The sequence below is a fragment of the Effusibacillus lacus genome, from assembly GCF_002335525.1.
GTDB classification, from domain to species: domain Bacteria; phylum Bacillota; class Bacilli; order Tumebacillales; family Effusibacillaceae; genus Effusibacillus; species Effusibacillus lacus.
This window is the reverse complement of the sequence record NZ_BDUF01000068.1, coordinates 1-15318: the sequence shown is the minus strand read 5'-3', so window position 1 is coordinate 15318 and position 15318 is coordinate 1. Positions and strand designations below refer to the sequence as shown.

At 48.9% G+C, this 15318-nt stretch carries 15 protein-coding genes; 2 read left to right on the top strand and 13 right to left on the bottom strand.

What is annotated here, in order from left to right; genetic code table 11:
* The first annotated feature begins 185 nt into the window (after positions 1-185).
* Positions 186-1601, top strand: a complete 1416-nt coding sequence (locus EFBL_RS13270; protein WP_096182597.1) for a sigma-54 interaction domain-containing protein — start codon at positions 186-188, stop codon at positions 1599-1601.
* 40 nt (positions 1602-1641) lie between these two features.
* On the opposite strand, the gene EFBL_RS13265 is transcribed toward EFBL_RS13270, so the two are convergent.
* The 10 genes from EFBL_RS13265 to EFBL_RS13225 all read right to left on the bottom strand — a co-directional run bounded on the left by EFBL_RS13265 (position 1642) and on the right by EFBL_RS13225 (position 11216).
* On the bottom strand, positions 1642-3063 hold the full coding sequence (locus EFBL_RS13265) for an aldehyde dehydrogenase family protein (protein WP_305791376.1): 1422 nt from the start codon (positions 3061-3063) through the stop codon (positions 1642-1644).
* A gap of 29 nt (positions 3064-3092) precedes the next feature.
* Positions 3093-4445, bottom strand: a complete 1353-nt coding sequence (gene gabT, locus EFBL_RS13260; RefSeq protein ID WP_096182595.1) for a 4-aminobutyrate--2-oxoglutarate transaminase — start codon at positions 4443-4445, stop codon at positions 3093-3095.
* A 218-nt stretch (positions 4446-4663) separates the two neighbouring features.
* The gene (locus EFBL_RS13255) at positions 4664-6412 is read right to left on the bottom strand and encodes a sigma-54 interaction domain-containing protein (protein ID WP_096182594.1); all 1749 of its coding nucleotides are present in this window, start codon (positions 6410-6412) and stop codon (positions 4664-4666) included.
* Positions 6413-6650: 238 nt separating this feature from the next.
* A complete protein-coding gene (asnB, locus tag EFBL_RS13250) occupies positions 6651-8579 on the bottom strand; it encodes an asparagine synthase (glutamine-hydrolyzing) (protein ID WP_096182593.1) in 1929 nt (642 codons plus the stop codon).
* 64 nt (positions 8580-8643) lie between these two features.
* Positions 8644-9153: a shikimate kinase gene (locus EFBL_RS13245; RefSeq protein WP_231705803.1), complete on the bottom strand. Its 510-nt coding sequence runs from the start codon at positions 9151-9153 to the stop codon at positions 8644-8646.
* Between the two features lie 31 nt (positions 9154-9184).
* Positions 9185-9625 carry a hypothetical protein gene (locus EFBL_RS13240; RefSeq protein WP_096182592.1) on the bottom strand — a complete coding sequence of 147 codons (441 nt, stop codon included), beginning with the start codon at positions 9623-9625 and terminating at the stop codon, positions 9185-9187.
* Positions 9615-10103 (bottom strand): prepilin-type N-terminal cleavage/methylation domain-containing protein, encoded by a 489-nt coding sequence (locus tag EFBL_RS13235; protein WP_165912642.1) that lies wholly within the window; start codon positions 10101-10103, stop codon positions 9615-9617. Before EFBL_RS13235 ends, EFBL_RS13240 begins: the two co-directional genes overlap by 11 nt.
* Positions 10063-10443 (bottom strand): type IV pilus modification PilV family protein, encoded by a 381-nt coding sequence (locus EFBL_RS20615; RefSeq protein WP_165912643.1) that lies wholly within the window; start codon positions 10441-10443, stop codon positions 10063-10065. The genes EFBL_RS13235 and EFBL_RS20615 overlap by 41 nt, the downstream gene beginning before the upstream one ends.
* Positions 10427-10924: a prepilin-type N-terminal cleavage/methylation domain-containing protein gene (locus EFBL_RS13230; RefSeq protein ID WP_165912644.1), complete on the bottom strand. Its 498-nt coding sequence runs from the start codon at positions 10922-10924 to the stop codon at positions 10427-10429. Before EFBL_RS13230 ends, EFBL_RS20615 begins: the two co-directional genes overlap by 17 nt.
* Positions 10872-11216 (bottom strand): competence type IV pilus major pilin ComGC, encoded by a 345-nt coding sequence (locus EFBL_RS13225; protein ID WP_096182589.1) that lies wholly within the window; start codon positions 11214-11216, stop codon positions 10872-10874. Before EFBL_RS13225 ends, EFBL_RS13230 begins: the two co-directional genes overlap by 53 nt.
* 98 nt (positions 11217-11314) lie before the next feature.
* Here EFBL_RS13225 and EFBL_RS13220 point away from each other — a divergent pair, with 98 nt between their 5' ends.
* Positions 11315-12241: an L-lactate dehydrogenase gene (locus tag EFBL_RS13220; protein ID WP_096182660.1), complete on the top strand. Its 927-nt coding sequence runs from the start codon at positions 11315-11317 to the stop codon at positions 12239-12241.
* Here EFBL_RS13220 and EFBL_RS13215 read toward each other — a convergent pair.
* The 3 genes from EFBL_RS13215 to EFBL_RS13205 all read right to left on the bottom strand — a co-directional run bounded on the left by EFBL_RS13215 (position 12238) and on the right by EFBL_RS13205 (position 15164).
* The gene (locus EFBL_RS13215) at positions 12238-13224 is read right to left on the bottom strand and encodes a type II secretion system F family protein (RefSeq protein WP_096182588.1); all 987 of its coding nucleotides are present in this window, start codon (positions 13222-13224) and stop codon (positions 12238-12240) included. The two genes, EFBL_RS13220 and EFBL_RS13215, sit on opposite strands and share 4 nt — an antisense overlap.
* On the bottom strand, positions 13179-14315 hold the full coding sequence (locus EFBL_RS13210; protein WP_096182587.1) for a GspE/PulE family protein: 1137 nt from the start codon (positions 14313-14315) through the stop codon (positions 13179-13181). Before EFBL_RS13210 ends, EFBL_RS13215 begins: the two co-directional genes overlap by 46 nt.
* A gap of 405 nt (positions 14316-14720) precedes the next feature.
* On the bottom strand, positions 14721-15164 hold the full coding sequence (locus tag EFBL_RS13205) for an Hsp20/alpha crystallin family protein (RefSeq protein ID WP_096182586.1): 444 nt from the start codon (positions 15162-15164) through the stop codon (positions 14721-14723).
* Between the last annotated feature and the right edge of the window lie 154 nt (positions 15165-15318).

Sequence of the window (15318 nt, the reverse complement as noted above, 5' to 3'; positions counted from 1 at the left end):
TCGAATGCAACTCAAACCGAATCGATTTCGATTCTATCTCGAAAATCCGGAATCATTGCAGGCCGAACTGCTGGGTATTTTTATTATTTTTGATTCGAAAACAATTCAATTACTCTCGAATATTTGATATATTTTAAATTATCAACGAACTGATTTGATTTGATTTGAAAGGAGTTACCCCGCTGATGCTGCGTGAAATGACACAACTTACACCGAAGAATTTCGAAGATTTACTGAATGCATTGTCTGACGGGATCTATATATCCGACGGAGAAGGAAACACGCTATGGGTTAACAAATCAAGCGAGAATATCATTGGCAAGCCAAAGTCGGAGTTAATCGGGCGCAATGTGCGGCAATTGGAAGCGGAAGGTGCTTATAACCCTTCCATTACAAGAATGGTCTTGGAAGCGGGAAAAACCATCAGTACCGTTCAAGTAATGAAAAATGGACGCAAATATTTGGTAACCGGACATCTGATTCGAAACGAACAGGAAAAAATCGAACTGATTCTGGCCCATTCCCGGGATATAACAGAAGCGGTTCGCACAACTTCACAGCTTGAAGAAACGGAAGCTTTGCTGAGACGTTACGGTCAAGAAATTCGCAACATTAAGCTTAAGCAAAACGATCATTTGGAGCATCGCCCCGTAATCGGAAAAAGCAGAACGTTCCTTGCCCTGCAGGATTTAATCGACAAGGTTGCCGCCGTTAGCACGACGGTGCTTATTACCGGTGAAACTGGAGTGGGCAAGAACGTAATTGCCAAGAGAATACACCAGTTAAGTGAACGTTATGAAAAACCTTTTGTCCATATCAATTGCAGTGCAATTCCGGAATCTTTGATTGAATCGGAATTGTTCGGCTATACAAAAGGGGCTTTTACAGGCGCAAATTCCAGCGGAAAAATCGGGCTTGTCAAGATGGCCGACCAGGGGACTCTCTTTCTCGATGAAATTGGTGAATTGCCGCTGCATGTCCAATCGAAGCTTTTGCAGCTGATTCAGGATAAGACTTTCATGCCCGTTGGGGATACTCGGGTACACATGGCGGACGTGCGAATCATTGCCGCTACCAATCAGGATCTTGCAGCCATGTCAAGAGAGGGAAGATTTCGATCCGATCTGTACTTTCGCCTGAATATCCTGCCGATTCACGTCCCCCCGTTAAAGGAGCGCAGGGAAGATATTTTCCCGCTATTATTTTTCTATCTGAAAAAATTCAACCGGGAGCATAGGCAAAACCGCAAATTTTCACCTGAAGTTCTCGATCTTCTGCAGCAGTACGACTGGCCGGGCAATATCCGGGAGTTGGAGAATCTCGTGGAACGTCTCGTCATTACCGCGAACAAAACTGAAATTTCCATGTCTGATCTGCCGGAAAATGTACGGGCTCAAAACGACCGAGAGAATGCTTCCATAAATATGTTGGTCGGGGAAACGTTAACCGAAATGATGGAACGGATCGAAATGAAAATAATCGAAAAGGCTTACATGCAGCATAAGAGCACAAGAAAAACGGCTCAGGCACTTGGCGTGACCCAATCCCTGTTGATGCGCCGCATAAAAAAATACGGTTTGAACTTTATCAACCAAGAGTAACAGGGGTCTTGCGACCCCTGCAGCAGCTTGACAGATTCGGCTAATTCCTGTTGAACACCACAAGCTTCAACTCTGTCATTTCTTCAATCGCATATTTCAAGCCTTCACGGCCAAATCCGCTTTCCTTGACTCCTCCATACGGCATGTGATCTACCCGGAATGTCGGTATGTCGTTGATCATAACCCCTCCGACATGAAGCCTTTCCGCCGCATCAAAGGCGGTATGAACATTCTCGGTATAGATCCCGGCCTGCAATCCGTAACGTGAATCATTCACCTGTTCGATCGCTTCATCGACAGTTTTGACCTTATTGATCAGGACGATCGGGGCAAATACTTCCTGACAGGAAACTTTAACAGCAGGGTCCACATCCAACAGTACAGTCGGCAGCAGAATGTTCCCCTGTGCAGTACCACCCGTTGCAACTTTTGCCCCATTCTGTTTTGCTTCCGCAATCCAATCGAGCGAACGCTGCACATCCCCGGGTGTAATCAGGGCAGACACGTCTGTGGCAGGATCAAGCGGATCACCCGCTTTAAGTCTTTCGGTTGCTGCAACGAACTTCTCCACGAACTCGTCATAAATCTCTTCATGCACATAGGCACGCTGCAATGAGATGCACACTTGTCCCTGGAAAGCAAAAGCACCAGTTACACAACGGGATATGATTTTGTCAATGTTTACCCCTTTGTCTACAATTACGGCAGCATTGGAGCCCAGCTCCAAGGTCACACGTTTCAATCCCGCTTTGTTGCGGATTCCGATCCCAACCGCAGGACTTCCCGTGAAGGTAATTTTCGACACTCTTTCATCTGTTACAATCCTGTCGCCGACAACTCCGCCGCTGCCTGTAACCACGTTGAGAGCACCTGCCGGCAGCCCGGCTTCTTGCAGAAGTTCCGCCACAAAGAAGGCGGAAAGCGGGGTTTGGGTAGCCGGCTTTAACACGATCGTATTCCCGGATGCGATTGCCGGTCCGAGCTTGTGGGCTACCAGGTTCATTGGGAAGTTAAACGGCGTGATTGCACCGACTACACCAATCGGTTCCCGTACTGTATAGGCAACACGCCCTTCTCCACCGGGTGCTGCATCAAGCGGCAGCGTTTCCCCATGAATCCGCTTGGCTTCCTCAGCCGCAAACTTGTACGTTTGTATTGTGCGAGCCACTTCCGCTTTTGCGGTTGTAATCGGCTTCGCAGCTTCAAGCGCAATGATTCTTGCAGCTTCGTCCGACCGCTGTTCCAACAACCGGCAGAGATTTTCCAATATGTTCGCGCGCTGATGCGCAGGCATTTTGGCCATAATACCTCTCGCCTGATAGGCGGCTTCGATTGCCCGATCCACTTCCTCTGCTGTTGCAGCCGGAATTTCTGTAATCGGTTCGCCTGTGTAAGGAGATACAAGAGTGGTATAGTTTTGGGAGTTGATCCATTCCCCGTTAATAAATAATTGTTTCTTCATAGAATTGTTCCTTTCCCAATCCATCGATTTCAGTGCTTCACGATATCGGCAAAAACGCTCTCGAGCACATCCAGCCCTTCTTCCAGTTGTTCGTCGGAAATTACCAGTGGAGACAGGATGCGAATCACATTTCCATATAATCCGGCCCCCATCACAATCACTCCGCGGCGGTTGCATTCTTGAATAATCCGGCCTGTCAATTCTTTGTCCGGTTCTTTTGTCACCGGGTCTTTTACCACTTCAATCGCACACATCGCCCCCAATCCGCGAACGTCGCCGACTGATTCGTACTTCTGCTGCAGCTGTTTAAAGCGGGAAAATATTTTTTCCCCGATCACGTTGGACCGTTCAAGCAGCCTGTCTTCTTCCATCATTTCGATAACCTTCAACGCGGCTACGCAGCCAAGCGGGCTTCCGCCGTAAGTTCCGCCGATTTCTCCCGGAGCAGGAGTGTCCATAATCTCGGCACGACCGGTGACCGCACTGATCGGCAGACCTGCTGCAATCGATTTTGACATTGTCATCAAATCCGGAATCACATCAAAGTACTCCATGGCAAACATTTTTCCTGTGCGTCCGAATCCGGTTTGCACCTCATCTGCAATAAACAGAATGCCATATTTTTCGCAGATTCGTTTTACTCCCTGAACGAATGTTTTCGACGGAACAATAAAACCGCCTTCTCCCTGAACCGGCTCCATGATAATCGCTGCGACTTCTTCCGCAGGAACTTCCGACAGGAAGAAATCTTCCAACCGACGGAGAATTTCCTGATCCAACTGTTCAGGGGTCATTCCTTCGGGTCTGCGATAGTAATACGGATAGGCCATCTTATAGGTATCGGGAGCAAACGGGCCAAAACCGAATTTATACGGCTTCACCTTGCTTGTCAGTGACATAGCAAGCAGAGTCCGGCCGTGAAATCCTCTCTCAAAGGAGATAATTGATTTTCTGCCTGTATATTTGCGGGCAATCTTGACCGCATTTTCGACAGCTTCCGCTCCGCTGTTCAGGAAAAATGTTTTCTTCTCGTACGAACCCGGTGTAATGGTATTCAGTGTTTCCGCCAATTTTACATACGGTTCATACATCATCACATGAAAGCACGGATGAATATACTTGTCCAGTTGTTCCTTCAACGCTTCCACCACTTTGTGAGGACAATGCCCGGCGTTCAGAGTGCCGATCGCGCCGGCAAAATCAATAAACGTATTGCCGTCCACATCTGTCAGCAATGCCCCTTCACCTTTCACGGCAAATGTAGGCACCGTATTGAATGGACCGCGCGGAACATTTTTCTCTTTGAGTTTCAATAATTCTTTTGCTTTCGGACCTGGTATCGGCGTATTCAGTTGAATGAATTTTTTTGTTGTGCTTTGCATGATCAAATCCCTCCAAAATGAAAAAAGTAATGCATTCTTTTTACGTCCTAATAGCTTAGCAATTTTTATGCCAACTTTCTTGAGCCTGGTGTTTCAGAAAAAAACTTGAAGGTGACATTTTCAGTTATTCAAATTTGAATGATTACATTCATATTTGAATAAAAAAGTCCTTGGCCACATTAATGACCAAAGATCCAATAAGTTTAATCCCGAGATATTCAGCTCTTATTCCCGACTTGAGTAAACAATTTTTGATAACGCCGACTGATGGTAGGTTGACTTACTTCCAAAACTTCAGCCACTTTGGTTATGGTTTTGTATTGCGAGAGAGCCATTTGAATTAACTGCTGTTCTGTCAGTTCAACAGCGTGCTGGAGCGGGATAATTGTATTTACCTGAACCGGAGGCATGCCGGTATTGCGGTTTCCCAAAATCTTGTTCAGTTCATTGGCTGTGATCAATTGGCTTGCCGTCACCACCATCGCTCGCTCAATCACATTTTGTAATTGTCTTACGTTTCCCGGCCAATGATAAGCCTTTAACAACTCTAAGGCGTCTTCGGAAAAATGTTTTTTGGATGAAAATTTACGGTTAAAAAAATCCAAAAAGTAATAGACCAACGATTCAATATCTTCGATTCTTTCGCGCAGGGCGGGAACATACAGAGGTATCACATGCAGACGATAAAAAAGATCCTCACGGAACGTTCCCTTCCAGACCATTTCCTCCAGATTTTTATTCGTAGCCGTAATGATTCGTACATTGATCGGAACCGGACGGCTGCCCCCCACCTTCATGATTTCCCGCTCCTGAATCGCTCGCAGCAGTTTGACTTGTAAATTCAAGGGCAATTCGGCGACCTCATCCAGAAACAGAGTCCCGTTATCCGCAAGTTCGAAAAATCCTTTTTTTCCTTCAGAGAGCGCGCCGGTAAACGCCCCCTTTTCATAGCCGAACAATTCGCTCTCCAATAAGTTTTCCGGAATGGAACCGCAATTAATTTTTACAAATGGCCGATCTGCCCGTGCACTCAGATGATGAATCGCATGAGCGATCAGTTCCTTGCCAACTCCGGATTCTCCATATAAAGTCACTGTTGATTCTACACCTGCGACTCGTTCTACTTCCGACATCAGTTCTTGCATCCGGTTCGACTGAAAAATGATTGTTTTTTCGTCAATCTTATGGAGTTTGCGCAGCGAGTCGATTTCTTTGCGATACTTTTCAGTAAGCTTTCGTTCTTGTCTCAATTCATGTTCGAGTTTCGTTACCTCCGTTATATCCCGGGAAGCAATCACAATTCGCTCCAATTGTTTTTTTCGGTTAAAAATCGGGTTACCCACTGCAAGGATCTTTTGGCCGAACCTGTTTTCCTGGATCACCGAGATTTTCTTTTTTTGCTCGATCACCATTCGAGTGACGGAAGGCTTAAACCAGCCTCTTTCCTCCAGCTCTAACATATTCTGGCCGATGACGGTGGAAAGGTTTACCCCCCACATATTATTGGCGCTTCGGTTTGAAACCCGTAGGATGTTTCCTCTCGCATCCACAACCAGAATCTCATCATAAATGGAATCAACGATCGCTTCCAGATCCGTGGTAAGATCCCGCAAATCCTGGGAATAATTTTCTTTTAGACACTGGATTTCAACAGCCGCGTTGTCTAACCAGCCGACAATCCGCTTGTCCTCATTTTGGATCAGTACATAGGGAAACGCGAGATCGGCTTCACACAACATCCGGTTTTGGTTGATGATTTTGAATTCCGTGCTGAATACCACCGGTTCAGACATGCGGTCGGTCTGCAAAACAACAGAATGGCTGTCGCAAATTCCAATTGGCTGTTCGCCTTTTTGCAAAACCAACAAACGTGCCTGATTTTTTCGGACTATGGCCAGGGCTTCCTTAACCCTGATTGGGTTTTCAACAACAACAAAATCTGTGAAAAACGTTTGTATGGTTTGCATGCGGATCTCTTCCTTTTCATCGCAACTTTTCAGTCAATTGCATAATTCTTTTTTCTGTTCCCGCCTGGCCTGAATCGCCTGATCAACAGTGACTACAAAACCTCCGCCTGTAAACTGATAATAACAAAAATTCAGCAGGAGAATATTCATTTTTGAAAACTTTTGCGCTAGTCTTTTAAAAATGAAAACTTATACCCAAAAAAAGGGGCTGTCCCATTGGTGGGACAACCCCATTGTTCTATTCGGTTGCCCCCACCAACTGCTTGCCTCTGGTTCGGCGCAGTTGCACATTGGGACTTACTTCACTCGAAATGCGAACCGACTGTTCCACGTATACCTGATGCCAAAGCATGAAGATCATGACGGTCCATATCTTGCGGGAGTTGTCGCGTACGTTGTTTTTGTGGTCTTCCAGCAGTTGAAGCACAAACTTCTTGTTAATCAAGTGTTCCACCGGGCTTGCATCGATCAGATCCTTTGCCCATCCGTAGAATTCGTTTTTCAGCCACTTCCGTGTGGGTACCGGGAAGCCGAGCTTCGGACGTTCCGCCACTTCCTTCGGCAGGATGTCCTTCACCGCTTCCCGCAGGACATATTTGGTGGTGCCGTTCATCATCCGGTATTTCATTGGAATCTTGGAGGCAAACTCGAATACTTCCTTGTCCAGAAACGGAACGCGTAATTCCAAAGAGTTGGCCATGGTCATCTTGTCCGCCTTCATCAGAATGTCGCCGGTCAACCAGGTGTGGAAATCAAGGAACTGCATTTTCGTCACATCATCATAATGTTTGATCCGGTCATAGTAAGCGCCGGTAATGTCCATCGGACGTCGCAATCCCAACTGGTCAGGATTGTAATGGACAAACTGCTCTTTCATCTCTTCATCAAAGATAAAGGCGTTTCCTACAAACCGTTCCTGTACCGTTTTCGAACCGCGCATCATGAAGGAACGGCCTTTCATTCCTTCCGGCAGGAATTTCGCGAAGTCACCGAGGGATCTTCGCATGGAAGGCGGCAGATAATCAAACATTCGCAGCGACAAGGGTTCACGGTAGATGGTATAGCCGCCGAACACTTCATCAGCACCCTCACCGGAGAGAACGACCGTGATATACTGCGAGGCCAATTCCGATACGAAATACAGGGCGATGGCAGCGGGGTCGGCCACCGGTTCGTCCTGGTAGTGCATCAGTTTCGGGAGTACATCGAGGTATTCTTTGGCGCTGATCACCGTGTCACGGTGTTCGGTGCCAAGAATTCGTGCTGTTTCCCTGGCATATTCAATCTCACTTTGTCCGCCGGCCCCTTCAAAGCCTACTGTGAAAGTCTTAACCTGCTCCAGTTCCTTGAGCAGGGCAACAATCGTGCTGGAATCGACACCGCTTGAGAGGAATGCGCCGCGGGGCACATCGGAATTCATGTGTGCCTTAACCGAATTGCGCAGAATGTCCCGGGTGCCTTCGATGTAATAGGAAAGCGGTTTGTCCCCTTCCTCAAAGCTCACTTCCCAATAGCGCTGAAGGGATATTTTGCCGTCTTTGACGATCATGTAATGGGCGGCCGGAAGTTTGTGAATCCCCTTGAACATGGTAAGAGGGTCCGGCGCGTACTGGAACGTCAGATAGTTCCAGAAAGATTCCAGGTTCACCTCTCTCTGAACGCCCGGTACTGCCAGCAGGCTTTTGATTTCCGACCCGAAAGCGATGGTGTCTGCCGTTTCCGTATAATAAATCGGTTTAATCCCGAAATGATCACGGGCAACCAGCAGCAGATTTTTGTTGGAATCCCAGATGGCAAACCCGAACATTCCCCGGAGTTCCTTTACGCAGTCAGGACCTTTCTCCTCGTAAAGATGAACAATGACTTCCGTATCCGACTCCGTGGCAAACTTATGGCCGCGTGCATGCAATTCGCGGCGTATTTCTTTATAATTGTATATTTCTCCGTTAAATACGATCCAGACTGAGCCGTCCTCGTTGGACATCGGTTGGTGTCCGGTCTCAAGGTCAATGATCGACAGCCGCCGGAACCCCAGACCCACGTTCCGGTCAAAATGCACCCCGGTGTCGTCCGGCCCGCGGTGCACAATCATGTCGGTCATCCGTTCCAATACCGTTTGATCAGCAGGCCGCCCGTCCTTGGTCACCATGCCGCAAATTCCACACATATAGGTAAGCCTCGCTTTCTACTCTTTGAAACTACGATAAGTGTATCGGGTTTGTCGAATGGCGTCAACGAGCAGGAAACAAGGGATGAGCGAGAATTTCATCAACGATGTCGGACACATCTCGGGCTGATGTGTCAATTTGTATGTCGGCGTCCTCGTATAGCCCTTTTCGCTCTTCCAGCAACCGGTCAATTTTCTGATCCAATTCGCCGCCAGACAGCAGGGGTCTTCCTGTCTGGTTTGACACCCGCCTCTTGATACTCTCTTTATCGGCAGAAAGCGAGACGATAAAACCTGTTTGCTTCATTAAATCGCGGTTTTCAGGGCGGAGAACCACGCCGCCGCCCGTTGTTACAAGCAATCGGTCAAGACTCGTCAATTCTTTCAACAAATCAGATTCCATTTCCCGAAAATAGGCCTCACCGGATTGGGCAAATATGTCCGGAATCGCACGACCCTCCCGTCTGGCAATTTCCTGATCCATGTCAATGAATGTCCAGCCTGTTCGAGCAGCCAGCGCCATGCCGACTGTGGTCTTTCCGGTCCCCATAAAACCGATCAAATAAATGTTCATCCTGTCCACCTCTTCCCCACATCCTATCATATTATTCCGTCCATCTGGCAAGTTTCCTTTGTTCTGTGTCGTAGACGGCCAGGATAGTTTTACGCGCATGCGGGGGGATGTGCCCTTCCGAACGAATCTTGACATATCGGGGTACAGGGGGCTTCTCCGTCTCGACAGCGCCCGGCGTGGGGGTGGAAGATGCACCGCTTCTCTTCTCCTCGGTTTCCACGCGGACCGAAAAGCTTCCCTCACCAAACCATACAGACTTAAATCCCTCCCGCCAGACAGGATCTTCCTCCAGTTTGGCAATCGCCCGGTAGATGCCCGCTTCCGATATGTAATGAACTTTCGTCGCTTGAATATGAGCCAAGGTGGTACGGTAGTCGGTCTCAACCAAGCCGAACAGCCCCCCCAGCACAATCATCCCCGCCAGCAGCAAGACGGAGGTCAAAGGCAATGCGCTTCCCCGTTCATTCTTCATACAATCCTCTCCTTGCCAATACAACCTTCTTCTCCCATTGGCGCCCCGAACGTTCCAGACGAAAGGTGACCAGAACGCCTTCATGGCCATATCTTTCCACATGCCAATTCACAATGTTCGTGGCTGCCACCGAAGCCCCTCTTCCCTCAAGAGACCGGATCAAGTTTCCGTGTTCTGACATCGAATACCGGATTCGTTCCCGCTCCCCATTGCGAAAGACCAGTTCGCTGCCGGTGGTCAATACTTCCGTTGCATTCCGAAAATCTTCCCGCAGGATTCGCAGGGCGGTTTCCGTCTGAACCCGGGCACGGACACTGTTTTCCACAAGACCTGCGGTCTGGTTCCATAGGTGGAACCAACCGGTTACGGTCAATATAAGCAGGGACAAAACCACTACTCCTACAAGCATCTCGATCAGCGTCATTCCGCGTTGAGAATCATCTGAACCCGGGCAGCAACGCTTCATAGGATACCGCATGCTGGTTGCCCCTTTCGTTAAAGGATACTTGCACCTCCACGCGGCTGCCTGCCTTGTCGGGGGTGCTGCGAACTTGAACCGAGTATTGCTTTCCGTTGTCTGAAACCGTCCAGACACCTTCTCGCATTTTGTCTGCGAGAGCTCGTTCCAGTTCATTTATAGCCAGCTCGGACGCCTGCATCATACCGGCAGCAAGCCTCTCTTTGCTTTGCACGGAGATGGTAATGGGTACGGCCGCTGCCAAACCAACGGTCAACACAAAAATGGCCGTAACAGACTCCAGCAGAGAGAATCCCCCTGCCTTGCCGGATACCTTCTGAATCCTATGAATCCTGTTCATCCGTCCCCTCCTTCAATTGAATTTGACCAGTATGCAATTGAACGGTGATCCGGAATTTCTTGCCGTGTGAATTTTCAAGCACCAAGGATCCTCCCCCGGCCGGGTGTCCCTTGCCATTAAACTCTATAAAGTTGCGATTGAGCGCCAAATTTCCGGACAAGCGAATCCCTTTTGGAAGCTTCACCTTAAGTTTCACCCCCGCCCCGGACCTAATTTCATATTGGGTCTCACCCGCAATATGCAGGGACTGGGGTATGCCGGATAACACCGCCTGTGACTGGCATTCTTTTAAATGGGCTGCCAATTGATCTGCCGCAGATTTGAGGTGCCAGTAGTCAACCGTCTGCCGATACGCGGGCATGGCAATCCCCAACAGAGCCGACAGGCAGAACAGAACAACAAGCAGTTCCAGCAGGCTGTAACCCGCGTTATTTCGCTGCAGGCTGCGCGGGATGTTTTGAACAGGACACGACCGCTTCATCATTTGACACCGACAGGGAGTAGGTCCCTCCTTTTGGGCAGACGGGGATGGTCTGCAGATAATTTTTGCTTTTCAGGTCTTGCAGACCGCCCGGCCATGAGTGTTCCGCCAGGTAGTAGTTTTCCATCTGGGAACGGATCAGCTTCTGGTTGCCTTCGCATGCCGTAGTTTGCGCCTTCTCCCCTACCGACTTTAAATGCGGGATGGAAATGGCAATAATCACAGAGATTACAAACAGAGAGATCACCAATTCCACGAGGGTGAATCCTCTTTCGGACTGTACGGAATCCATACAAACACACCTTTCTGTGAATAAATCGGGAACATCGGGGAAGCCCAGGTGAAAATCTTTGATCAATGCAGTATGTTGAAAAGGAAGGAGTGGTGAGCATGAATCAACAATTCAAAGCAACACGCATAGCAGTTATCGGGGCAGGGGCCGTCGGATCCACCACCGCTTACACCCTTTTGTTGCGCCACCGGGCCACTGAGCTTGTCCTGATCGATGCAAACCGGAATAAGGCGCTGGGGGATGCACTCGACATGAACCATGGACTGCCTTTTGTCGGAGGGGTCAAAGTGTGGGCGGGCGACTATCCGGATTGCGCAGACGCAGACATCATCATCATTGCGGCAGGCGCAGCGCAAAGACCCGGAGAAACCCGGCTCGATCTTCTGAAACGCAATGTGGAGATATTTGAGAACATCATCGAAAATGTGCTGAAATACAACCAAAACTCAATTTTGCTTGTAGCAACCAATCCGGTAGACATCATAGCGTATTTTTCCTGGAAAAAATCGGGTTTTCCGCCGCACCGGGTCATCGGATCCGGCACACTCCTGGATAGTGCACGGTTCCGGTATCTGATCGGGGAAAAATTGCGGATAGATCCGCGAAGCATTCACGGCCATATCATCGGTGAGCACGGCGATACGGAACTCCCCGTCTGGAGCCTGACGAACATTGCGGGCACAAGTCTTGAACTGCCGGAGGAAGACAAACAGGAGATCTTCGCGAATACCCGGGATGCGGCCTACCAAATCATTCAGGCAAAAGGAGCCACCTACTACGCAATTGCCCTGGCCCTGGACCGGATCTGTGCCGCCATTCTGCATAATGAATCTTCCGTTTTGACCGTATCGACGCTGCTGGAGGATTATCACGGGATTTCCGATGTGTATCTGGGCGTTCCTTGCGTGGTAGACAGAACCGGGGTAAGACAAGTGATGAAACTGTCCCTGGCCGACAGCGAAATTGAAATGTTGAGGCGTTCCGCCAATACACTGAAAGACCGGATTGCAGAAATCCGATTCTAGATCGATTGCACCATCTGCATCATGGGCATGACTACGGCAAGTACGACAAATCCGACCAGAATGCCCAGCCCCAGGATGATCGCCGGTTCCACCAGCTGCACGAGGCGCTGCACAATCCGCTGCAGATCGGCTTCAAATTCTTTGGCCGCAAATTGGCAAACGCCGCTGAGATCCCCGCTTGCTTCCGCCGCCTGAACGGAATGAACCAGCATCGGATCAATCCAGTATTGGGAGCGCAGAGCATCGGTCAACGTAGATCCGGACAGGATTCGTTCGATGATGGAACGGACTACTTTTCGCTCCAATGAAAAATGGGCCGTTCGTTCACATGTATCGAGTGCATGCAGTAGTGGCGCCCCGCTTGCCGCAAGGATGGCGATGGTATCGGCCAGACGGTAGGACAGCCACAATCGCCAGACCCGTTTGATTCCGGGTATGGCAAACACCGCGGCTCCCAATTGGGGGAAGCGCGACATTATCATTCGCTTCATGGTAAAGGGGAGTAAACACAGAAGCACAAAACCAAGAAAGAACCACGGGAGTGTTTGGCGAAGCATCGAGGTAAAGGAAAACAGCCTCTCCGTTTCTTTGGGAAGGGCAAATCCGAGGTTGAGATACATGGTTTCAAATCGGGGGAGAATACCGTAGAGGACAAGTAGTGTGACAATAACCATTACAACTGCCACCACCGCCGGGTAGATCAGAGAGCCGATCACTTTCTGCTTCCAGGCAAAGCGGTTTTGGAAATGTTCTCCTAAACGGGTGAAAGCACGGACCAGATTGCCGCTTTCCTCCCCCACCAACGCCAGGGCCGGAACCATGGGATGAAATTTTTCCTGCAGGAACAGCTTTGACAGAGATTGACCTGATTCAACTCCTTCGATCAGAACCCTTAATGTCATCGCCTCCCGTTTGGGTGCCTGCTGATACAGAAGGCTCAAGCTCGCATGGAGGGTAAGGCCGCTCCGCAGGAGTCCGCCCATTCGTGAACAAAATCGGGCGAGTTTGCGGTCGCTTCTCCATCTGCTGCGGATGTGGAACACTGCACATCACCCCCAAACAGTTTCTTGTATTCATCCGCTTGTACTTCACCTTGCAAGATTAAATTCCGGAGAGTGTTCTGCATGACCCGTTGCTTCAAGATCACAGGCTTTTGGGTAGAGTGTGAGCCGTTTAGCAGCCACTCCTGAACTTCTGATGTGACCGGCAGCAGGTCAAAAACCCCTCTCCGTCCTCCGTCGGTGCATCTGACAAGTCTTTGGGCAAGGACACCCTTCACGGCGGCAGCCGCCAGATATCTCTCGACTCCCAAATCCACAAGACGAATCAAGGCCCCTTCGGCTGTGTCCGTATGCAATGTGGTAAGAACCAGGTGACCCGTTAGCGCAGCCCGTACAGCAATTCCGGCTGTTTCCCCGTCCCGGATTTCCCCCACCATGATCACATCCGGATCCTGTCTTAGAATGGAGCGCAATCCTCTGGCAAAGGTCAGGCCTGCCCGCTCGTTGATCTGAACCTGATGAACACCGGGAATCCGGCTTTCCACAGGGTCTTCCAGTGTCACAATGTTAAGATGGCGGGAATGGAGATAGCGGAGGGCTGCGAGCAACGTGGTGGATTTGCCGGAACCGGTTGGCCCGGTAGCGATGATCATGCCTCGAAGTTGACTTAACAAGCTTTGGAATTGCAGGAGCATCCCTTCCCCCATCCTCAATTGCTCCAGTTGCTGCAGCAGTTGGGAGTGCCGATGGAGGCGCATGACGACTTTCTCCCCTTCCACCGTAGGAAGTGTCGAGACCCGTATGTCTAAAGTTCCTTCTTGGGTCTGTACCTGAAAACTGCCGTCCTGGGGGAGTCTTCTTTCCGCAATGTCCATCTCGGCCAGCACTTTGATTCGTTGCACCGAACTGATGTCACAGGACGGCAACTGGGGAGGCCGCTGCAGATCTCCGTCAATCCGGAACCGCACTTCAAACTCTCGCCCCGTGGGCTCTATATGAATGTCGCTTGCCTCCATACGGACGGCCATATCAATGACGTACTCGACCCAATCCAAGGTCAGGACTGTGGACATAGATTCCCTCCTTTGTAGAGATTTTTGTAGCCCCGCCGGAATCAATAATCTGTCTCCTACTCTATTTAGATATTACACCCATATTTCCTTCTGATTATTTTGGTATATTTTTCGACAAGGTGCAGGTTGGGTGACAATAGACAAATAAACAGGACCCATCTGTTAAATCAATGTTTTTAGATTGACCGCTTTTTTCCTTCAAAGTAATCTACAGTTCCCCTTTTCTTGCAAAATCCGGAGAGTATCAAATATTTTTGAACGGGGATCAACGATGTGGTGTGGAACACAAAACAAATCGGCTGTCATCGGAAAGCCTTTTTGCGAAAGGGCAGTTATCTTCACAAAATCATTAAAAATAGACCAATCGGTCGTTGATTGGTCTTACAACAATTAATCTTGTCATTTTTAATGAAAGTCAACATCAATTCTTTTCTTATTCTCACCTGTTAATTTTGGCATACGAATTTCAAGAACTCCATTCTTGTAAGAGGCTTTAACACCTTCTGATGAAACACGGGTCGGCAGCGTCACGGAACGATGAAAGCGCCCTACAAACCGTTCTTGTCTATGCATGTTTTCTTCCTTGATTTCATTTAGTCTGTTAATGGTTCCGCTAACGGAAAGAATGTTGTTATCGATATCAATAAGTATGTCTTCTTTCTTTTCTACTCCCGGAATATCGCACGTTGCTACAAGTTCATTTTCCGTTTCATAAATATCAATACTTGGTGTGCCGAGATTCTGACCAAAGCCTGTCCTTAAAGCAGGAAAATCAGTGGCAAAGAAACGGTCTAACTCCCTTCTCATGTTTTCAAGGTGACGGAAGGGTTCATAAGGAATTAAAGGCATAAGACAAGACCTCCTAAATGTTTTTCAGGAGAATGATTTCCTAATGATGGGTGCTTTATTCTGTTTACCGCCAAACTCTTTGACGGCAAAATACCGAAACTTCGTCACATTGGCTGTCGCCCCAACCTCATATACATTACCGACAATAGCCTAA